Origin of the sequence: Saccharopolyspora sp. ASAGF58 (assembly GCF_012277335.1) — a bacterium.
Classification (GTDB): Bacteria; Actinomycetota; Actinomycetes; order Mycobacteriales; family Pseudonocardiaceae; genus Saccharopolyspora; species Saccharopolyspora hattusasensis.
This window is the reverse complement of sequence record NZ_CP040605.1, coordinates 5,669,038-5,690,069: the sequence shown is the minus strand read 5'-3', so window position 1 is coordinate 5,690,069 and position 21,032 is coordinate 5,669,038. Positions and strand designations below refer to the sequence as shown.

The window sequence follows — 21,032 nt, the reverse complement described above, 5'->3', positions numbered from 1 at the left end:
GCGGATGTCGTTACCGCCGGAGGACAGCCCGCGGTTGGCCGTCACGCAACCGGCCGTATTCCCGCATTGCGGCCCGGCCGGTGAATGTGGGGTTGTCGCTGTCCTCGTCGGCAAGCAGTTCTTTGCGTGACCACAGCAGGCCGCCGACGCCGACCACGTGGCCCATCTCGTGGGTGATCACGTCGTCGAGCGTTCCCGCTTCTTCCATCTTCGCCAGGTCAGCCGTGTCGAACGACATCGCCCCCTTCGCGGGCAGGAGCGCCGAGGCGCCTGCGCCGGCCGTCCGGAGGTGCGTCGGGCCGGCCTGACCGAGGATCCTGCCGGGGCCGTCGATGTTCACGCCTTGAGCGAGGATGAGGACGTCGTCGATGACGTCACCATCGATTTCGACCTCCGGCAGATCACCCACGATGACGCGGACCCACCGGTCCGCGGCCTGGGTGAACGCGGCCTGTTGCACCTCGGTCAGCCCGCCGAGGAACCGGACCTCGATGGTGAACGGGGACTCGGTTGCGGCAATCGCCTTCGCTTGACCCGCATCGGCACGGGCGGTGTAAACCGTGCGAGTACGTGTCGCGCTTTTCGTCATGGCAAACACTTCCTCCGCGAATAGGAAAGCCGGCAATGATCTGGAATATTCCCTTCCAGTCCAGATGCGTTTCGAACATGCACCGCTGCGCATGCTCGCGCAACAGCCGAAGGTCCTGAATTCTCGTCCCGGAACCCGTTGCAGGACAATAATTATCCGGCTTCCATCTACCGCAGATCTAGCGGTCGACGAGCGAGGACCAAATGCCATACCCGCGACAGTCCTCGGCACGGTAACGTGAACTTGAGCCGGGCGTGCGATGTCCGGTGACCAGCTGGAAGCGGAACTGCTTCTTGGCCGAGTGCCGGTGGCGGCGCCGGGGTGTTCACAATGATCGAGCTCATCATCGTTGCCGCGACGAGGTTCTACCGTGAGGGATTGGCCCTTGCCCTGCAAAACGTCGACGGATTCGCGGTCCTCTCCACCCTTGCGCGACCGGAGGAACTGGAACCCGATCTGACCGCACGCAAGCACCCGGTGGTACTGCTTGACATCGCCGACTTGCCGGACGGTCCCAGTGCCGTGATCTCCTTGCTGGCAGGGAATCCCGGGCTGCGGATCATCACCTTGGGCGTGTCCGACCGGGAATATGACATTCTTGCTTATGCTGAGTTGGGCGCGGCCGGTTACCTGACACGGGAACATTCGATCTCCGAACTGATTCGGACGATAAGCAGCGTTGCCAATGGGGAGTTGCGCTGCTCGCCGCGCGTTGCCGCTGCCCTGTGCCGCAGGGTGGCCGAGCTGTCCGCGGAGGTGCAGCCCAGTCCGGACGCGGGGGTCCTGAGTCGCAGGGAAGTGCAAGTCGCCGTGCTGCTGGAGCAGGGACTGTCCAATCAGGAGATCTCCCGGCATTTGTGCATCGCCTTGGCGACGGTGAAGAACCACGTGCACAACATCCTGGACAAGCTGGGATTGCAGGGTCGTGCCGCGGCCGCTGCCTGGGCCCGGCAGCAACGCTTGGACCACTCCGTCCTTGTCCGTTCCACGCTGCACCAGACCCTCCCGCCCAATAACAGACCGCACTCCAACTGCCGCCCGGATTAGCCCGCGGGAGGTAATTTCATGGCACGGCTGGTTACCGTCGGATCACGGATGTTGGTTGATACCAGGGGGAATGATGTCCGGGCATGATGTCGTAGCAGAAGCACTGCGCCACGAACGCGATCTGCCACGGATCGAGGAAGAGTTGTACGACGACAACGCGACTGTCGTCCGTAAGGTCGCGCCCGGGCGCTCGAAGTACATGACGAAGCCATTCGTTGGTGCCGAGCCGGGCGAGCTGCCACGGCTGGAGGCCGAGTCACGCGGTCACCTGGAGGAGTTGGTCCCGGCCGGGCGTACCGCTGTTCGGAAGCTTCTGCGCGATGGTGCCCGCGCCGACGTCGACGCGGACGAGCGCGCAGCCTTGGAGGCGATCGTCCTGCTCATGGCCAGGCCCGCGATCCTGGTGCAGGACGGTCGGTTCTTTCCAGCGCCACAACCCTGGACCGACGAACTCGAACAGCACCGGTCTGCCATCGAGGACGTCCTGCCCCGCGTCGGACGGATCGAGGTCGAGGGGCATCCGGACATCGATTGGGTGGGGACGGGTTGGTTGGCGGCAGCGGACGTCGTGATGACCAACCGGCACGTCGCAACCGAGTTCGCCAGCAACGACGGTCGCGCGTGGTCGTTCGCCCCCGGCATGACGGGACGGGTGGACTACAACGAGGAACTGTCGGCTTCGCAGCCCCGAGAGCTGCAACTGACCGAGATCATCGGCATGCACGACGCAGTCGACCTCGCCTTGCTGCGGTGCGCGCCGGACGGCCCTGGCGGAGCGCCTCGCATGGATCCCCTGCCCATCGCCCGCGCCCCCGGTGTTCGCAGCGGGACCAAGGTGTACGTCGTCGGTTATCCGGCCGCCGACTCCAGGCGCAACGATCCGGAGGAGATGCAGCGGATCTTCGCCGGCGTCTACAACGTCAAGCGACTGCAGCCGGGCGAGGTTCGTTCCGCATCGGGCAGCGTCATCCACGACTGCTCGACCCTCGGCGGCAATTCGGGATCGTGCCTGCTCGACCTCGAAACCTCGATGGTCATCGGCCTGCACTTCGGAGGTCGATACCTTCAGGGCAACGAGGCGGTGCCGCTGTGGCGGCTTACGGGAGACCCGCTCCTCCAGCGGGCCGGGGTGGAATTTTCCTGAGGAGCACCCAACGAGTCGACCACGATGCGAAAGGCCCGATCATGCAACACAGGCTGTCCGTTCCGCTCTACATCACGGTAGAAGTGGGGGAATCGACCGCAGCCGAATCCGCTCAGGTCGAGTACCTCGATGGCACGCCGCTCGAAATCTCCCGCCCCAGCTCCTACTACGAGGGCTACACCGGGTACGACCCGGAATTCCTCGGGCCCGAATTACCGCTGCCGGAACTATCCGATGAACAGCGGCGCAACGCCGCGACGACCAGCAACGTCCCGCCTGGCGGAGATCCCACCGTCCTCCCGTACACGCACTTCAGCATCGTCGTGAACCGGCGCCGCCAGCTCGCCTACTACACCGTGGTGAACATCGACGGCAGCAGGAGCGTCGATTTCCAGCGGCTGGCGGACAGGTGGTACCTCGACTCCCGCATCGCGGAATCGGAGCAGATCGGCGAGTCCCTCTACCGGCGCAACGCGCTGGACCGGGGGCACCTCGTCCGGCGGCTCGATCCGGTCTGGGGAGACGACCTGGCACGAGCCAACGACGACACGTTCCACTTCACGAACTGCGCGCCGCAGCACGAGAAGTTCAACCAGGGGAAAGAACTCTGGCAGGGTCTTGAGAACTTCATCCTCGAGAACGCCGACCTCACGGACAAGAAGATGACCGTGTTCACCGGTCCGGTCATGGCCGATGACGACCCGCTGTACAAGGGCGTCCGGCTCCCGCTGGCGTTCTGGAAGGTCGTCGGCTACTGCAAACCCGCTGGTGCGCTGCGCGTTTCCGGGTACCTGCTCGAGCAAACGCAACTCATCGAAGACATGCTCCCCTTCGAAGCCGTTTTCGATGCCGGAACGTACCGCGTCTCGCTGGAACAACTGCGAGAACGCGCGGGTCTTGACTTCCAGTACCTCGAACCGCACGAGACCCCCTTGACATCCGACGGGCTCGAAGCGCGGGTGGACCGGGTGCCGTTGAAGGACGACTACTCGAACTTGGTGCTCTAGACGAGTAAGTCCAAATTCCTGCGGGCATGAGGCAACGCCTGGCCGCGCCATGGCGGGAAGCGGCGGGGGCGTGTTCGCGGCTATGGGGATCGCGATGAGCGTTTCGGTAAGCAGAGAACACCCGTGAGTGTTTTCGGGTGCTATGGCGCCCAAAAACGCTCACGGCTGTTCTCTTCGAAGGCGGCCATCGGCAGACGTGCTGGACCGAGGTGACACGCTGAGATGGTCAAGGATCGCGCTGGTCTGGTGCTGATCAGCGACAAGGGGTTCGCCTCGAAGGCCTTCGAACGGTCACTGTCCGAACAGCGCAGCACGTTGCTGCGGCCGTCGCGTAAGAAGGAGGTTCTGCGAGCAGGCGAGCCGATGCTCAAGAAAGTCCGCCAACTCACCGAGTCGGTCAACGACACCCTGAAGGGACAGCTGGACCTGGAACAACACGGCTGGACCTGGAACAACACGGCGCCCACACGGCCGAGGGTGTCAGCGTGCGCGTCGCCCAGCGTGTGCTGGCCCTGGCCGCCGCGATCTGGCACAACTTCCGCACCGGCCAGCCAGTCGGGCGGCGGACGCCGACTGGTTCGCCGGTGGGTGGACCGCCTGGATCCTATTTGGATCGGTGTGCTCATTGCTGCCGCATGCACGCGACCGGCTTACTGGTCGTGCCCGCCCGCGTTCCGGCGAACGGGCAGCTGTGTAGCGAGAGTGGAGGAACCCATGCGGTACCGCCCGATCGATCGAGATCCAGATGACCAGCGTCTGGGGCGTTTCCTCCCCGACGATTGGCGCCACGTCGAGCAATACCCGTTGACCGCCGCGAGCCGCCCCGCAGAGGTACCGGTGGTGATCGGCATCAACTGGTACACCGAATTCGACCGCCCCCAAGCGGGCCAGGACGGTGTTCCGTTCGTGGCCCGGGAGGGGGCGAAGTCGCTGACCAGGATTCGGGGCGGGCACGCCGTGTGCCTGGAACCCGGCGGAGAACCCGACCGCGAGGAGTGGTGGAAGTTCTACAACCAGGGCAGCGAGGGAGCCTGCGTCGGATTCGCCTGGACCCGGTGCATGACGATCCTCAACGACGAGTTGTACACGGCCTGGTGGTTGTGGGATCGGGGCAAGGAACGCGATCAGTGGCCCGAGACCAACCCGGGCGATTCCAACGGTACGTCCTGTCGCGCCGCGGCCGAGGTCTTGGCCTCGGCAGGGCACGTCGACTGGGAGAACTCCTACGCCAACAACGACTACACCGAGCGCGCCCGCTACGTCGCCGACGCGGCCGACGGCATCAAGGTGTTCCGCTGGGCAGCATCGGTTGATGACGTGCATGCCGTGCTCGGCAACGCTCGCGCGGACGAGCTGGGCGCCGTGCCGATCCTGAACTCCTGGGGCACCGACTACCCGCACCGGGTGTGGATGCCGGACGAAGTCCTGGATCGGCTGATGCGGGAAGACGGAGAAATCGCCGTACCGACCGACCGCTAGCCGGGCCCAGCCCTTGCCAGCGATGAGCCGCGTCTTGAACCTGCTGGATCCTCTTTGGTCCCTGCGGAACCGTCTCTTCGTGGTGGGAGCCCTGCGACCTGGGGAGGAGAGATGGAGTCACATTTCGGCGATGTGCCCTACTGGGAGGTCGAGTTCGATGCAGCGGGCGTGCTCCGCCAGAGTGAAAGCCTGCCCGAGACCACCGCGGGGCTGCGCGAGCTCTTCGTCTTCAGCCATGGCTGGAACAGCTCCTTCGACGGGGCACGTGACCTCTACGCGGCGATGTTCGGACTCATCGCGGGGACGCTCTCGGCCGAGCAGCGGGCCAATACGGCGTTCGTCGGCGTGCTGTGGCCCGCACTCCTGTTCCCCGAGGACGCCCCGGCAGACACCGGCCCGCCGGTCCCGCGGTCATCGGCAACGCGGGACCTAGGAGCTCTGGCGTCCCCACAACCCACCGGGGAGACATCCACCGGTGCCGACCTCGCGAAGGCGCTCTCGCCTGCCTTCCCGAACCAGGAGGAGCGGCTGGAGGAGATCGGCCAGCTGCTCGACCGGCAGCCGCAGGACCGGGACCGGCTCTTGGAGTTCCTCCGCCTGGCGAGAGGACTCGTGACCACTTCCAGCAACGCCCCGGAGGACGCGGGCGAAGCAGCGGTGCTCAGCGCACCACCGGGACGGGTGTTCGACGCGATGGCGGCCCTCGCACCCGTCGACGTTGGAAGTGAGCGGGCACTCAACCCGTTCGGGCGGATGTGGCGGGGAGCGCGAGAGTCGTTGCGGGTCCTCAGCTACTACGAGATGAAGGAACGCGCCGGGGTGGTCGGCCGCGACGGCCTCGGCCCCCTGCTCGGAGAGGTGGCGCACACCATCCCCGGCGTGCGCGTGCATCTCCTCGGCCACAGCTTCGGCGCCCGGCTCGTTTCGTTCGCCCTCAGCGGGCTCCCGCCTGAGCTGCGTGGCGGTCACAGCCCGGTCAAATCCCTGTACCTGCTGCAGGGCGCGTTCAGCCACTTCGCGTTCGCACCGCGAGCTCCGGTGCGGGACGGCGCCGGTGTGCTGGCCGATTGCGTCGACCGGGTCGACGGCCCGCTCGTGTGCACGTTCAGCGAGGCCGACCGCGCAGTCGCCTGGTGGTATCCCAACGCCAGCAGGCTGGCGTGGCAGGACGCCGAGTTGGTGGACCGGATCAACTACCGCTGGGGAGCGATGGGCTACGACGGTTACCAGCAGAGCGGGGTTCAGACCGTCAAGATGGCCCAGCAGGGCACGGACTACGGGTTCCAGCCGGGAGTGTTCTACCGTCTCGACGCCAACGACGTCATCAACCGGAACTTGTCCCGGTTCGCCCAGGCCCACTCCGACATCCGGCATCCGGAGGTGGCGTGGGCCGCGGTCTCGGCCGCTCGATCGCCGCGCAGGTGAGAGCCGTGAACGCCCCGCGAAACGTTTCGCGACGAGACTCCGGTTGGCGATGGCCTTGGGGGTTCAGGGCACTCGCCCGCATAGACGAGCTGAGGGCATTCGTGGACTGGGCGGAGAACTGCTCCGCGCCGAGCGAGCTGTGCACCGAGAAGTTGGCGGCCCACGCCCGCGACCACCTCGAGTGCGCTCACAGCGATGTCCTCGGCACTCGGTGGCCGCGGCGGGCGCACGGGGTGGACAGCACGCTCGCCCACATCCACGCGGCCCACCTTCTCGTGCTCCAGATGGTTTCGCTCGAAGATCTCCACAGCATGCTGGCCGACCTCCTCATGCTGATCGAGGCGAGCCTGCCGCCCGAGGACAGGCGCCGATTGGCCGTCGAGCGGATCTTCAAGAGCTCCGAGGGCGGCAGAATCACCCAGTCGCAGCGACAGACCGTGATCGACGCGGTGCGCGAGGCGTACCGGGCTCAGGAGCGCGAGGTCGTCCGCGAGCGCAGTTTCTCCCAACTGGTGTGGTGTTGGACCATCGGCCTGCTGGGCATAGCTGTCACGATCGCGATCTTCAGCGCGCTCATTCCGACGCTGCTGCCGATCTGCTTCGGGCCCACCCCCAACGTGCCGTCAGCACAGGTTATCGAGCCACCTCGCGAACTGGTAGTCGTGTGTCCGCTCGGCCAACACCCGTTCACCGGAGATATGGACTTGAGCTCGGAGTTGGCCGCGTCGAGTGGCGACTACGCAGTCGTCGAAACCGTCGGGTTCGTTGCGGCGGCGGTGACCGCTGCCGCAACGCTTCACCAGCTCAGGGGCAAACCGACCGCGTCCAACGTGCCGCTCGCGCTCGCGTGCCTCAAGCTCCCGGCCGGTGCCTTGACAGCCGTGCTCGGGCTCCTTCTCATGCGCGGCGAATTCGTACCCGGTCTGACGTCCCTCGATTCATCGGCGCAGATCATCGGCTGGGCCGTCATCTTCGGAGCTGCACAACACCTGTTCACAAAGGTCGTCGACGCCCGAGGCCAAGAAGTCATGGAGGCGGCGCCAAGTCCGCAACCCGCGCCGGCGCCCCAAGGGGCACCGGCGCAACGAGAATCTCTCCACGGCCGAGCGTGATGCCAACGCCTGCGTCGACGCGTTCTGCCCTTCCTCACCGGGAGAGCGAACAGCTCACCGCACCCAGGATCAGCGCCGAACGGTCCACCTCGGTGCGGATGCCGTTCGCCACGACGTAGCTCGTCACCTCCACCCGCCAACCGGTAGCGGCGTTGACCTCACCGGTCCGCCACTGGTCGGTGTCGATCAGGTCCGCGGGTCCGGTCACGCGGCGCACCGATACGTCCGCGAACTGCGGCAGGGCCTGCTGCTCCATGGTCGAATTCGGCAACCGCAACGGCATCCCGTTCACCCGGTACGCCTCGTCCCCGACGGGCAGGGGTACCGCGGCCAGCGTGCGGTCGGGCTGGCGAATCCAGAGCTGCCCGGCGGTCGTTCGAGCCGAGACGTTCTCCGCCGACCGGCACTCGGCGTGACTGCGCACGTCGTCCAGGTACAGCCATCGGTGGTCCGCGGTGTCGTCGCCGAGCGCGTTCTGCGCCTCCAGCATGTAGTCGGCGCGCACCGTCGCACGGGGCACCGAGGTACGGCTGAGTTCTGCGGTCGACTCGAAGAACTCGTCAACGGTGGTGCCCTCCGGTCGGGTGCTGCTGCTGAATACGCCCCGGTCGGAATTGACGTGCATGAACCACGAGGTGCCGGTGGACAGCGGACCGACCGGGATGAAGTCCGAGCGGGCGGCGTTGGACGGCGGCCGGACGCCCACCACCCCCGGCTCCAACGGTGAGCGGTAGACCTCGTCGAACGTGTCCGCGCCATCGAGGGTCGAGGCGTGGTACGCGCCGGTGAAGGCGTAGGCGACCGGGCCGGTGTGTTGGTCCACCGGCCCGGCCGAAGCCCAGGCCATGCCCGGCAGGGCGGCGGTGATCGCGACGACGCCGATGGTCGCCGCGCGTCGGCGGAGGCGGGACACCCGCATCGATGTCTCCTTGCTGCGTCGGGGAATTCGTCAGCAGCAACACGTCCGGCCGGCCCCCGCGGTTGCCTGCTCCCGCGGTCGCCGGTGGCGGGCGCTGGATCTCGGGACCACCCGGGTGTTTTTGCGGGCGACCGTGCGTGCTCTCGCACGACCGGGTGCCCCTCAGGTCGTGAGTGGCAATGCCGGTTCTTACCGGAACAATCACTCACGACCGGAGCCCCTCAGGTCGTGAGCGGCAATGCCGGTTCTTACCGGAACAATCACTCACGACCGGAGCCCCTCAGGTCGACGGTGCCCCGCACCTGTGGTGCGGGGCACCGTACAGGTGGCGGGTGGCGACTAGGATCGGCCTCTCGTTTGTTCCCATTGTCGGCTCATGGCCTCAGTGAGGAGATATTTTCTCATGCGCCTGGCAAGAAGATCCACCAAAGCTTCGATTTCTTTCATGTCTTGCTGGCGAACCGGAAGACATATGCGGGATGTATCGTCGATTGGCGAATCTTCGGCATTTCTGAATTGCTCAACATTTGACGGCTTGAGGATGCCGAGCTCGTATCCCAGAATCACAGCACCGACACGATTGCGTAGATTAAACTTGCGGTAGATACTGCACAATCGGGATTTTACGGTATCTTTCGAGATGAACAACCGCATCGCAATTTCATTGTCCGTAAGTTCGCAGGCGATGCAATATATGACGTCCCTCTCTCCCTTGGTGAGATTTATCAACTTGTCGGTGCTGAATCTTTGCGGTGACGTTCTCACTACATTAAAACCGTTCGTACTAGTTTGAAAATGACGGAATCACGTGGGTGCGGCCGGTTGGCGGCCGGAGGATCTCCAGCCGCCAACCGGCCGCGACGGACCGATGCCGGGCCGGGGGGCACGACACCTGAATATCCAGTGTCGACCGGCACCGGGCCGTGTCTGGGGTCATGCGGTACGTCTATGACGTCCGATAGCCACGTCGGCGGGTGACTCTTCCCGCATTGCCTCTTCAACGCAGTCGCGACACGGTCTCACGAGTGGTGGCGTATTGGACTTACCCATGTTGAGTCCGCATCGCGACGTCGCGATGGTGCCGGGCTTACGTTCGTGTACATACCCGAGATGGTCAGTCCAAACCACCCGGACCCCAGGCACACACGCGTACCCTTCCATCGCGGACACTGGTCCGAATACGACCGATCCGCTCACTCTGTGCCCCCGCCTGATCGCATGGCATGCGCCCGAACGTGAAGTACATGGGAGAGTCGCCGCAATTTGTCCGCTAGCGCCACCTGATTCTCCAGGGGGTAGTCCCCCCGCACGACATTGAACTGCGCATCGCTGATTGCCCATTGGATTTCAGCAAGCATCACAGCAAGCGTATCGGCCGGAACCTGACTCACCACGGGTGGAATATCGACCAGTCGATCAGCTCGGCCAATGACGACCAGCAGGCAAGGAACGCACGCTGCCCCCTCACCCTCCTCGCACACCTCCACCTGCACGCGTGGGAACTTCTCCCCAGACACGGACGTCACCGTGCCATCCCGAGATTCTTCCGCACAGTGCAGGACACGTTTCGACTCACGGACGACGCCATGTTTGTAGCGGAACCACCGCACGTTGCTACCCTCGGGCGTCTGGTCGGGCGGACCAGCTGGACCAGGTGGACCAGGAACGGCGCTGTGACCCGTCATAATGCCTCCCACGAGTGTTGACCTAGCAAGTACGCTGATGCGGCAAGGGGTGATCAGCGCCAACAAAAGATTGGATGATGTTGAAATGACATCGCAACTGCTCTAAACGGGTGATCGTGCCCGTATAACACGTAAGGATGTATCGCATGGCTACAGCCAACGGGTCACCGCGAGCTAGAGCGCTAGCGGCTGCGTTGCGTCAAGCTCGCAATGACCGTGGTATCAGCGCTAGACAACTAGCAAATAAACTATCGATAGATCAAGCACTCTTGTCCAGAATTGAGACCGGCAAGAGAATTGCTGACGTCGAAACAACAGCAAGGATTCTAGGCGCGTTGGGCACGGCGTCTGCGGAGTGCGAACGAATCCTTGACATAGCGCGTCATGCGAACGAGCCTAATTGGCTGACCACTGGAGTTCCCGGTATTCCGCAACAGCTAGCGGGGGCTGTTGCGAGCGAACGGGACGCATCAGTAATAATGGAATGGTCACCGATGATCATTCCTGGACTACTGCAAACTAATGATTACGTTCGGGGAGTTGCACAAGCTGACGGACACCCGAAACATGATGTTGAGTCACGTGTAATGGTTCGAGTGTCGCGCCGGGAGATCCTTACAAAGCGGAATCCGGTTCACTATGAGGTGCTTGTTGGTGACGTTGCCTTGCGTCAGCAAATCGGGTCAAATGTCGCAATGATCGACCAACTGCGATACTTGATCAAATTCTGTGCAGAAAATTCAAACGTTACGCTTCGCGTAGTCCCAATACGTACCGGCTGGCATCCGGGAACCGCTGGACCATTCGTGCTCTACGAATTCTCAGACGCACCGCCTTATGTGCACTTCGAACACTATAGTTCGAGTGCGTTCGTTACCGATTCCGATGATGTCGATGCGTATCGCAAGGCGCTTGACATGATTGGTGAATACGCACTGAGTCCGAGCAAATCGATTGATCTGATAGCACAAACAATAGTTGAGGAGCACCAGAAAGATGAACCCGAAATATTGGCGTAAGAGCTCGTACAGCAACGTGAACGGCAACTGCGTCGAACTGACCACCACGTTAGACGCAATCCGCGATTCTAAGGACCCTCACGGACCGACCTTGAGCGTCAACGTGAGCACCTTCGTTCGTGCGGTACAGCAGGGTCGTTTCGACCGCTGAATGCATGACGCCCCGGTGCGTGGCACCGGGGCGTCATTGTTAGTTTCCCCCGTTGCATCTTCGATGAATGGAGTTAAAATGCTAACGCAACAATGGATTAAATCGAGCTACTCCAGTGCGAATGGAGATTGTGTCGAATTAACTACGACACTGGACGCAATCCGCGATTCTAAGGACCCTCACGGACCGACCTTGAGTGTCGACGTGTCGACCTTCGTTCGTGCGGTACAGCAGGGTCGTTTCGACCGCTGAATGCATGACGCCCCGGTGCGTGGCACCGGGGCGTCATTGTTGGTTTCTGCCGTTGCATCTTCGATGATCTTCGATCATGCCTCGCCATGTCGAGTAGTCGCGCCCAACAACGTCGAAACTGCATTTGTTGCACACCCATCGTTGGTTCGAGCGCGTCAGGGTGTGTCCGGTTGCCGTGTCTTGGTAGGGCCGTCCGTGGTTGAACGGGCATTGGCGGAAACTGAAGTCGGACTGTTGCCGCCGGTCCCTTGCCTCAACCCCTGTGGGAAGGCGCGCCTCCCCGCACCGCCGAGGCCTGTTCTCATACGGCTGAGCAGAGCCGGAATGCGTCCAGCACAGCGGCGTGCACGCTGCGGCTGCTGACCGCGTCGCCGATGCGGAACAGCTGGAACCTGCCGTCCTCGTTGCGCAGCCGGTCCTGCGGTGATCGGTCGAGGAGCTTCGCGTAGTCGATCTCGCCTTCGTTGGTCGAGTGCGGTTTGAGCTGCTCGTAGAGCTCGGCGTTGGGCAGCGTTCCGTGCTCGACGACGACGTGGTCGAAGCGCCGGGTGAACGAGCGACGGGTCGGATCGCTGGTGAAGGTGGCCAGCAGCGCGTCTCCGTCGCGCTGTACGCCGACCAGCCGGTGCATCAGGCTGATGCGGACGTCGTGGTTGAGCATCGTGCGGAGGTACGGCGGTGCGTTGACGCTGCCGACGTCGACAGCGACCGTCCGTTCCGGGCTGGCCCACTCCACCTGCGCCACGCTGCCGGCCAGCAACTCCACGACGTCCAAGCCGGGATGCCCGCCATGGTCGTCGTAGACCAGCACCGAACCGGTCGGGAGCACGGCACCGGAGATGATGTCCCACGTGTCGTGCACCAGATCCGCCCCGAAGTCCAGGAAATCGGTGTTCGGCACTCCCCCGGTCGCGATGATCATCACCTCGGGAGCCAGCCCGCGAAGCTCATCGGCTTCGACGAGATGGTTGAACTTGAACCGCACCCCCGCGCGGGTGCATTCGGCCACCCGCCAGTCCACGATGCCGATCAGATCCCGCCGCCGCTGCACCCGGGACGCCAAGCGCAGTTGGCCACCCGGCTCGGGAGCAGCCTCGAACACCGTGACGTGGTGGCCGCGTTCGGCCAGCACCCTCGCGGCCTCCAGGCCGGCGGGACCGGCACCGACCACCACCGCGTTCTTGGCTTGCGGCGCTGCGCTGATCCGGTGCGGTAGGCGGAGCTCCCGGCCGGTCGACGGGTTGTGGATGCAGTAGGCGGGTTCTCCGATGTAAGCGGCGTCGATGCACAGGCTGGCCCCTACGCAGGGACGGATCCGTTCTTCTTGCCCGGCCTCGATCTTGGCGACCAGGTGCGGGTCGGCCATCAGGGCGCGCGTCATGCCGACGAGGTCGAGCAGCCCCTCGTCGATGGCGTGCCGCGCGGTGGCCACGTCCGCGATCTTGGCCGCGTGCATGATCGGCACGTCGATCTTGCGCTTCACCCGGGCGGCGAGGTCCAAGTGCGGTGCCGAGGCCTCGCCCATCGGCGGAATCACGTCGGACAGACCGCTTTCGGTGGCGATGTGGCCGCGGATGACGCTGATGAAGTCGATCCCCGCGTCCACCACCACCGCAGCGATGGCCAGGCCCTCGTCTTCGTCGACACCACCGGGGAGCTGTTCGTCGACGGCCATGCGGATGCCGACCACGAACTCGTCGCTGACCGCGGCGCGTATCGCGGCGATGACCTGGAGGGGGAAGCGCATCCGGTTGTCGAAGGAACCGCCGAAGTCGTCGGTTCGGTTGTTCAGCGCGGGAGACCAGAAGCTGTCGAGCAAGTGCCCGTAGGCCTGGATCTCGATGCCGTCGAGGCCGCCCGCCTCGCAGCGCGCGGCGGCGGCCGCGTAGTCGGCTGCAATGCGTTCCAGGTCGGCGATCTCGGCCTGCTTGGTGAACGCGCGGTGCGCCGGTTCCCGGAGGTTGCCGACCGACACCGTGGGAAGCCACGACTCGGTGTAGTTGCTGGTGCGGTGGCCGAGGTGCGTGATCTGGCACATGACCGCCGCGCCCTCGGCATGCACCTCGTCGGACAACTGCCGCAGCCACGGCACGATCTCGTCGGAGTACAGGTGCAGGTTGCCGAACGACGGCGGACTGTCAACGCTCACCACCGAGCTGCCGCCGATCATGGTCAGGCCAACCCCACCGCGCGCCTTCTCCACGTGGTATGCCCGGTACCGCTCGGTGGGCATCCCGTCCTCGCCGTAGCCGGGCTCGTGCGAGGTGCTCACTATCCTGTTGCGCAGGACGAGGTTCTTGATCCGGAACGGGGTCAGCAGCGGGTCGCGGGTGACTGACATCGATTCCTCCTTAGCCGGCTCGTGCTTCGGACTGCTGCGGGACGGCAGCGGATTCGTGCAGCGCCTGCCCCTTGGTCTCCGGGGCCCAGGCCACGCACATCGCGGTTCCGATGACCGAGAGCCCGGCCCCGACGAGCATGGTCGGACCGAGCCCGATCGCTTCCAGCCCGACCGGGAGCAGGTAAGTGCCCGCGGCCGCACCGATGCGGCTGATCGCGCTGGCCACGCCGACCGCGGACGCCCGGATGTCGGTGGGGAACAGCTCTGTCGGATAGATCCACTGCAGGATGTTGCCGCCGCCCTGGGCGAGCGCGTTGACGACGAACATCAGGATGGCCAGTGCGGCGGCCATACCCGGGAACGAACCCAGCGCTGCCAGCGACACGGTCACACCCACGAAGGTCCAGATGATGACGGGTCTGCGCCCGTAGGTCTCCACCCACCTGATGCACGGCACGCAGCCGGCCAGGGTGACCAGGCTGACCACCATGGACCACAGCAGCGCGGTGTCGCCTGCTTCGAACCCGTAGGCACCGAGGATCACCGGGTAGAAGGTCCAGATGGCGAACGCGGGCGCGACCTGGCAGAGCCAGAACCCGCCGACGAACAACGTGCGCCGCAGGTAACCTCCGGTGAACACATCGGACAGTCGGGAGCTCTTCGCCGGTTCGGTCTCCGCCAAGCGCGCGAGTTCCTGCTCCGTCGGGTAGCGGCCGAGCGCCGTGCGAATCGCTTCCGCCGCGTCCTGCGGGCGGTCGTGGCGCAGCAGCCAGCGAGGGGATTCCGGTGTTCCGATGCGGGCCAGCAGGATGATCAAGCCCGGTACCGCCGCACTGGCCAGCACCCAGCGCCACAGGTCCTCCCCGCCGGCGGCAGCCACGAGGTAGCCCACCGCGTAGGACGCGGATGCACCCACGAACCACGCGGCGACCAGGGCTCCCATCGTGCGGCCCCGTCGGTGCGCGGGCAGCCATTCGGCGAGCAACGACGTGGCAATCGGGTAGTCGGCCCCCACCGCCACCCCGGCGACGAAGCGCAGCAGGACGAGTTGCCACGCCTCAGTCACGAACAACGACAGCGCCGAAGCGGCGACGAGGGCGATCAAGTCGATGGTGTACATGACCTGCCGGCCGACCCGGTCGGTCACCCAACCGAACACGAACCCGCCGAGCAGCACGCCGACCAACGCCGCGGCACCGACCAAGCCCTCGGCGAAGGACGTCAGCCCCAGCTCGCGCGTCGCCCCGGTGATGGCCACGCCGATGACGCTGAGGATGTAGCCGTCTAGGAACGGCCCGCCAGCGGAGAGGAAGAAGAGCTTGCGGTGGAAGCGCCCGTAGGGCTGGTCATCAATGATGGAACTGCTCACGAAGAGCTCCTACATCGCAGGCCTGCCCGGGCGTGGCGGACGCGCAGGGCACCGACTGCGGGGTCCGGGACCTCCGGACCCCGCAGACTGCGTCCCGTGCCTTCGCACCGCCGGAGCGGGCGGTGTCGTTGTTACCGAAGCGAACTCGCGGGTGCCTTGTGGGGCGTCGGCGGCGTGGCCACCGGATAGCGACGAAGTATGCGAACGGTCCGAGTTGTCAACAATGCCCGTGGACATCTGCTGAGCACGGCCGTTTACCTGAACCAGAAGTCCGCCTACTCTTCTGCCATGGTCGGCAGGCCCCGCAACGCCGTGGTCCTCACCGATACCGAACGGGCCGCACTGCTGAAGTGGACCCGCAGCCGGACCTGCTCGCGGGCCCTCGCGCTGCGGGCCCAGATCGTGCTGTGCTGCGAGCACGAGCGCACCAACACCGCGGTGGCCCAAAGCCTCGGCATTTCCCGCGGCGTGGTCGGCAAGTGGCGGTCCCGCTTCCTCGACCAACGGCTGGACGGCCTGCACGAGCAACCCCGTCCAGGACGGCCCCGTGCGGTCGACGACGACGCGGTCGCGACCGTCCTCATCCGCACGCTCGCCCCAGCCCCAGGTGCCAGACACGCCTGGTCGACGCGTTCGATGGCGGCCGAGACCGGTCTGAGCCAGACCACCGTGAACCGCATCTGGCGCGCCCACCGCATCCACCCGGCGGCCGGCTCCTCGCCGCGGCGCGCCGACCAGGCTTCGCTGCTGCCGGCGGAGATCCACGACGTGGTCGGCCTGTTCCTCGACCCCCCGGTGCGGGTGCTCGCCGTCTCGGCCACCCCGCATCGCACACCCCTTCGCGATCGACGGCCGGCCGGACGCGGCGCGGACCGGCGGAGCGCCGAAACGCGCAACCTGTTCGCCGTGGCGAACGCCTTCGCCTCGCTCCGGGGCATGACCGCCGGAATGTCCGGGGAGGGCGTTCCTCTGCGCGCATTCCTCGGGCACCTCGACCGCACCGTGGCCGCCAGCATGAACGTCCACCTGCTCGCCGGCGGCCTGGACGAGCCGGCTCTGCGAACGGTTGACGAGTGGCTGCACAGCCAGCCGCGCTTCCGCTGCCACAGCGCACCCGACCAATCGTCGTGGATCGATGAGATCGATTTTCTCCTGGCGAACAACCCGCTGCCCGGCCACGAGAACCTGTTCGGTTTCGCCGCGTCGCTGACCAAGGTCCGCAACGACGTCCGGGCCTGGTGCCGCACCTGGACCCCGCGCACAAGCCCGTACTCGTGGGCGAAGAGCCCTCGCGCCCTGTGGAGCGGCGACGCCGCCAACCGCCGCCTTAATAACGACTCGAAATCCGCGAGCGAGACCACGCCGGAGCAACCCGGACGCGACCTGGAGCCCACCAGCGCAATACCAGACGATCCGGCCACGGCGTCCGGAACCACCGACCGGGTCGTGCATCTGGTGCGTGAAGCACTCGCCGCGGGCCAATACCACGCCGGAGAGCGCGTCAAGGAAGCGCCGCTGGCCGCCCGGCTGGGAGTTTCGCGGGGCCCGATCCGCGAAGCCCTGCGCATCCTGGCCGAGGAAGGAACGCTCGAGCGGCTCCCAAACCGCGGAGCCGCAGTCCCCGACGTCAGCGCGACGAACATCCTCGACCTCTACGCGGTGCGCGCCTCGCTGGGAGCGCTGGTGATGCGCCGGGTCGCGGTGCTCGGCCAGGCCCACCTCCAACCGGTCAACACGGCCCTCGCCGAGGTCCGCGCCGCGGCGCGGAACAGCGACGACGTGCGCATCGGCGAAGCCGACCTGTGCTTCCAGGACGCGATCGCACGGACCGCGAACTTGCCGCAGGCTTCCTCGTTCTTCGAACGCCTCACCATGCGCCTGCGGATGTTCATCTCCGTGCTGCGACTGGGCTATGCCGAAGCCGGGGACTTGATCGCCCGCGAGAACGCCGCGATCTTCGACGCGCTCCGCAACGGCGACGGCAACGAAGCCGCGCGCCTCTGGCGCGTGAAAGTCGAACGCAGCGTCCGCTACATGGTCGCGCAGCTACCGCGGGACCACTTCGACCCGGACCTCTGGATCACCATCGCGGGCAAGCCGAACCCGCGCCCAAGCGACCCGCGAAACCTGCCGCGCTGACGCCCCGCCGACCGGCCCAGCCCCGACGATCGCCGGTGGGCTCGCACCGCTCCGCTTGATCAGCACCGTTGCTCGTTCGAACCCACGGCTTCAGGGAGGGCTGGCCGGGACCTAGTCCGAAAATCAATGGTGAGTGGGCAGGCGGTAGCACCCGGCGGAGCGCAGCGGAGCCGGGTTCGTGGTGATGTGCTGGGTCAGGCGGCTGGGGTGAGGGTGACGGTGTAGCCCAGGGCTTCGAGTTCTAGATGATTGATTCCGTGAAGATCACGTGAAGGGAGGGGTCGGTGAGTGGGTAGCGGAGAAGGGTGTTCAAGATCAATGTGTGAATAAAGAACTAAACACCCCCCTGACTGCACTCGACGTGCTCGTCGACGACCACGTTGTTCCCGCCCGCACAGGGACTCGGACGCCGCGTCGTTGCCGGCGACAGCCCTGGTGTCGACGAGAAGCAGACCCACGACCCATTGCGGCGCCGCCGCGGCGAAGGTCGCCACCTGGCCGTGAGTGATTTTGGGCGCCATAGCACCGAAAAACGCTCACGGTCCCTGGTCCTGCACCACGCTCGAAATCCGTGAGCGAGACCACGCCGGAGCAACCCGGACGCGACCTGGAGCCGCCGCTGGCCGCCCGGCTGGGAGTTTCGCGGGGCCCGATCCGCGAAGCCCTGCGCATCCTGGCCGAGGAAGGAATGCTCGAGCGGCTCCCAAACCGCGGAGCCGCAGTCCCCGACGTCAGCGCGACGAACATCCTCGACCTCTACGCGGTGCGCGCCTCGCTGGGAGCGCTGGTGATTGCTCGTTCGAACCCACGGTTTCAGGGGGAGGCTGGCAGGGACCTAGGCTGGTAATGGCGAGAGGGGGCAGGAGGCGGGATGAAGCGACCGAGTTGGGCACCGCTGGACGTCGACATGAACCAGCCGAGCATCGCCCGGATCTGGGATTGGTTCCTGGGCGGCGCGCACAACTTCGCGGTGGATCGCCAGGTCGCCGAGGAAATGCTGCAGCTCATGCCGGAGGGGCCGCAGATGGCCCACATCAACCGGATGTTCCTGCGCCGGGTCGTGCAGTTGTGCGTCGCGGAGGGCGTGACCCAGTTCCTCGACATCGGCTCCGGGATCCCGACCGTCGGCAACGTCCACGAGACCGCGCAGCAAGCCGACCCCGAATGCCGGGTGGTGTACGTGGACATCGACCCGGTGGCCGTCGCGCACACCCGGCGCTTGCTCGCCGACAACCCGCGCTGCGCGGTCATCCAAGCCGATCTCCGCGAGCCGGAGGAGATCCTGGCCGCACCGGAGCTGCGAGACCTGCTCGACCTCGACCGGCCGGTGGCCCTGCTGATGATCGCGGTTCTGCACTTCGTGCACGACGAGGAGGATCCGCTTGGCTTGATCGCCCGCTACCGGGACGCGCTGGCCGGCGGCAGCTTCTTCGCCATCGCGCACGGCAGCCGGAGCACCGAACGGATGCCTTCCGAACACCTGTACGCCGCGCGCAGCAAGTACGAGCGCTCCGTGGCCCAGGTGAGCCTGCGCTCGCAGCCGGAGGTCGAGGCGATGTTCGCCGGTTTCGACCTGGTCAGCCCCAGCGTGGTCTGGCTGCCGGTTTGGCGCCCCGCCAACGGCGAGACCCCCGAGGACAGCGCGGCGCCGAACGCCGGCTACGGCGGAGTCGGCCGCAAGCCCCGGACGAATCGTCCACAGTAGCCAGCCCGTTCCCGCTGCAGCATTTCGTCGTCGCGAATGATCAGCTGGGACGCCTCGCCGTCCGCTGCAACCACGAGGTGCGCGGTGTTCGCCATGCCTCGTCCTCCACTCGGGTTTCCGTGCACGTTCGCCGTTCGGTGTCGCTCCGCAGGGGAGGGAAAGCACACCTGCGGAGTGACACACGTACCTGTACCCAGGTGCGCCAGTTCCCGAACCACCAGCCCGATGGCAGCGCAGCTCCACCCGGACTGTCCTCACGGCGGTAACTGCTCTCGCGCCAAGAACAGAGCCCCCAGCGGCAGCCACCATGACGATCACGGCGCCACCATGAAGATCCCAGTCCCATCGGCACCTCGCGGCTGGGCTCAGGTAGCGGGATCAGCCGTCTTCCCCGTGCCAGCGCATGCACAGTGCCGCTGCGAGACAGCGGGTCAGCAGACCGAAGGCGACGGGGTTCAGGCAGGGGCACCAACGGGCACGGCCCGCTCACACGATCACGTGAACTGCGCAGTTCACGTGATCAACAGGAGCCGTGCCCGCCTCTGCCCAAGGTGTCAACAGACTCTGCCGGAGTCCCTCACCTCGTCTGATCCGGCTCAGCGGGTCCAGACCGGTTCGGTTTCCGGGGGTCGGCGTAGTACGTCCATTGCTCGGTGTATGGCCACCGTGTCCAGTTCTGGGGGAAGTAGGCCGGCGTCGCGGATGTGGGCCAGTAGGTCCGGATCTGGCGCCAGGTGGTGGTGTTCCAGGTAGTACGCGATGGTGTCCGGCCAGATCCAGGTGCCGTCGGTGCGGAAGCTCATTGGGACGACCGCTCCGCGGGTAGGATCGACGACGTCCTCCAGGGTGGCCGTCGTGATCATTAGGGCAGTGCCGGCGCGTAGGTAGTCGAGGATCTGGCCACGTTCGGCTTCATTGTCCATCCGGGGGTGGTCCGGGGCGAAGCTCGGGCCGGAAATCGGGTCCACCGCGTCGAAAACCCGCGCCACCGTGATTTCCGGCGCCTCGGTAGCGGCCCACAGGAGCGCACCGTAAGCTCGGGCCGCCTGCTGGTACGTGGGCACTGGGCCGACGGCCGGGGTGACCTCGACCTGCGGAGCCGCTTCACCGGCGGCGACGAGCGCTTCCTGCAGCCGAGCGGTGAGCGCGGGTAGGTCGTCATCGTCGGCTTCGACGACGTAGACAGGTCGCGGCGGCGGATACGGCGCGCCATCCGGGACCATTCGCCATGCACGCCACATTCCGTGCGCGGCCGGCTCTTCACCGAGGACGTCGATCAATGCCGCCACGGCGGAATCGTCTGTGGAGTCAACGGAATCCGGCGGTTGGGCGCTGAACCGCCACACCAGAGGCGGATCGTCGATCGTGGGCTCGATGCTTTCCAGGACGTCCAGCGATACACCCTCCGCCTCGGAGACGGTCACGAGCACATCCAGATCCTCCACCGTGAGCGGCAGGACGTAGCGCGCGACGGTGGAGACTACCGCGCGGGCAACCTCGTCGAACCGGTCGTCCGCGAGCCAGGCACGAGCCTGCGTGACCAACTCATCCGGTGCGAATCCGGCCTGTCGTAAAAGTACTTCGTGCAAGGCGGCCCTTACGTCCGCTTTCTGGTCAGGTGTGGTCATTTCCTTCTCCTCGAAACGTTG

The 21,032-nt window shown here is 65.7% G+C and carries 18 protein-coding genes; 12 read left to right on the top strand and 6 right to left on the bottom strand.

Annotation, left to right across the window (positions count from 1 at the left end; genetic code table 11):
- Window positions 1-10: 10 nt before the first annotated feature.
- Complete coding sequence (locus FDZ84_RS26570; protein ID WP_168588096.1) at window positions 11-589, bottom strand: hypothetical protein; 579 nt, start codon at window positions 587-589, stop codon at window positions 11-13.
- Window positions 590-919: 330 nt separating this feature from the next.
- Here FDZ84_RS26570 and FDZ84_RS26565 point away from each other — a divergent pair, with 330 nt between their 5' ends.
- The 6 genes from FDZ84_RS26565 (at window position 920) to FDZ84_RS26535 (ending at window position 7,803) form a co-directional block, all read left to right on the top strand.
- Window positions 920-1,636, top strand: coding sequence for a response regulator transcription factor (locus tag FDZ84_RS26565; protein WP_168588095.1), 717 nt, complete (start codon window positions 920-922; stop codon window positions 1,634-1,636).
- A 70-nt stretch (window positions 1,637-1,706) separates the two neighbouring features.
- Window positions 1,707-2,780, top strand: a complete 1,074-nt coding sequence (locus FDZ84_RS26560) for a serine protease (RefSeq protein ID WP_168588094.1) — start codon at window positions 1,707-1,709, stop codon at window positions 2,778-2,780.
- A gap of 41 nt (window positions 2,781-2,821) precedes the next feature.
- Window positions 2,822-3,787, top strand: a complete 966-nt coding sequence (locus tag FDZ84_RS26555) for a DNA/RNA non-specific endonuclease (protein WP_168588093.1) — start codon at window positions 2,822-2,824, stop codon at window positions 3,785-3,787.
- Window positions 3,788-4,501: 714 nt separating this feature from the next.
- Window positions 4,502-5,266, top strand: a complete 765-nt coding sequence (locus FDZ84_RS41040) for a hypothetical protein (RefSeq protein WP_168590370.1) — start codon at window positions 4,502-4,504, stop codon at window positions 5,264-5,266.
- Window positions 5,267-5,377: 111 nt separating this feature from the next.
- Window positions 5,378-6,691, top strand: coding sequence for a serine/threonine protein kinase (locus FDZ84_RS26540; protein WP_168588092.1), 1,314 nt, complete (start codon window positions 5,378-5,380; stop codon window positions 6,689-6,691).
- Window positions 6,692-6,696: 5 nt separating this feature from the next.
- A complete protein-coding gene (locus FDZ84_RS26535; RefSeq protein ID WP_246868441.1) occupies window positions 6,697-7,803 on the top strand; it encodes a hypothetical protein in 1,107 nt (368 codons plus the stop codon).
- A 34-nt stretch (window positions 7,804-7,837) separates the two neighbouring features.
- Here the strand turns inward: FDZ84_RS26535 and FDZ84_RS26530 are convergent, their stop codons facing one another.
- The gene (locus FDZ84_RS26530) at window positions 7,838-8,722 is read right to left on the bottom strand and encodes a hypothetical protein (protein ID WP_168588091.1); all 885 of its coding nucleotides are present in this window, start codon (window positions 8,720-8,722) and stop codon (window positions 7,838-7,840) included.
- A 339-nt stretch (window positions 8,723-9,061) separates the two neighbouring features.
- On the bottom strand, window positions 9,062-9,487 hold the full coding sequence (locus FDZ84_RS26525) for a LuxR C-terminal-related transcriptional regulator (RefSeq protein ID WP_168588090.1): 426 nt from the start codon (window positions 9,485-9,487) through the stop codon (window positions 9,062-9,064).
- A gap of 1,066 nt (window positions 9,488-10,553) precedes the next feature.
- Here FDZ84_RS26525 and FDZ84_RS26520 point away from each other — a divergent pair.
- From FDZ84_RS26520 to FDZ84_RS26510, 3 genes are all read left to right on the top strand, one after another.
- On the top strand, window positions 10,554-11,426 hold the full coding sequence (locus tag FDZ84_RS26520) for a helix-turn-helix transcriptional regulator (RefSeq protein ID WP_168588089.1): 873 nt from the start codon (window positions 10,554-10,556) through the stop codon (window positions 11,424-11,426).
- On the top strand, window positions 11,404-11,577 hold the full coding sequence (locus FDZ84_RS26515) for a DUF397 domain-containing protein (protein ID WP_168588088.1): 174 nt from the start codon (window positions 11,404-11,406) through the stop codon (window positions 11,575-11,577). Before FDZ84_RS26520 ends, FDZ84_RS26515 begins: the two co-directional genes overlap by 23 nt.
- Before the next feature lie 78 nt (window positions 11,578-11,655).
- Window positions 11,656-11,829, top strand: a complete 174-nt coding sequence (locus FDZ84_RS26510; RefSeq protein WP_168588087.1) for a DUF397 domain-containing protein — start codon at window positions 11,656-11,658, stop codon at window positions 11,827-11,829.
- Between the two features lie 301 nt (window positions 11,830-12,130).
- On the opposite strand, the gene FDZ84_RS26505 is transcribed toward FDZ84_RS26510, so the two are convergent.
- Both FDZ84_RS26505 and FDZ84_RS26500 read right to left on the bottom strand, forming a co-directional pair.
- Complete coding sequence (locus tag FDZ84_RS26505) at window positions 12,131-14,170, bottom strand: NADH:flavin oxidoreductase (protein WP_168588086.1); 2,040 nt, start codon at window positions 14,168-14,170, stop codon at window positions 12,131-12,133.
- Between the two features lie 10 nt (window positions 14,171-14,180).
- On the bottom strand, window positions 14,181-15,539 hold the full coding sequence (locus tag FDZ84_RS26500; RefSeq protein WP_168588085.1) for an MFS transporter: 1,359 nt from the start codon (window positions 15,537-15,539) through the stop codon (window positions 14,181-14,183).
- Window positions 15,540-15,737: 198 nt separating this feature from the next.
- On the opposite strand from FDZ84_RS26500, the gene FDZ84_RS26495 reads away from it, so the two are divergent.
- The 3 genes from FDZ84_RS26495 (at window position 15,738) to FDZ84_RS26485 (ending at window position 19,383) form a co-directional block, all read left to right on the top strand.
- Window positions 15,738-17,678, top strand: coding sequence for a GntR family transcriptional regulator (locus FDZ84_RS26495; RefSeq protein ID WP_246868440.1), 1,941 nt, complete (start codon window positions 15,738-15,740; stop codon window positions 17,676-17,678).
- A 571-nt stretch (window positions 17,679-18,249) separates the two neighbouring features.
- A complete protein-coding gene (locus tag FDZ84_RS26490; protein ID WP_246868439.1) occupies window positions 18,250-18,525 on the top strand; it encodes a GntR family transcriptional regulator in 276 nt (91 codons plus the stop codon).
- A gap of 24 nt (window positions 18,526-18,549) precedes the next feature.
- Window positions 18,550-19,383: an SAM-dependent methyltransferase gene (locus tag FDZ84_RS26485; RefSeq protein ID WP_168588084.1), complete on the top strand. Its 834-nt coding sequence runs from the start codon at window positions 18,550-18,552 to the stop codon at window positions 19,381-19,383.
- Between the two features lie 596 nt (window positions 19,384-19,979).
- Here the strand turns inward: FDZ84_RS26485 and FDZ84_RS26480 are convergent.
- Window positions 19,980-21,011, bottom strand: a complete 1,032-nt coding sequence (locus FDZ84_RS26480) for a hypothetical protein (RefSeq protein ID WP_168588083.1) — start codon at window positions 21,009-21,011, stop codon at window positions 19,980-19,982.
- Window positions 21,012-21,032 lie beyond the last annotated feature (21 nt).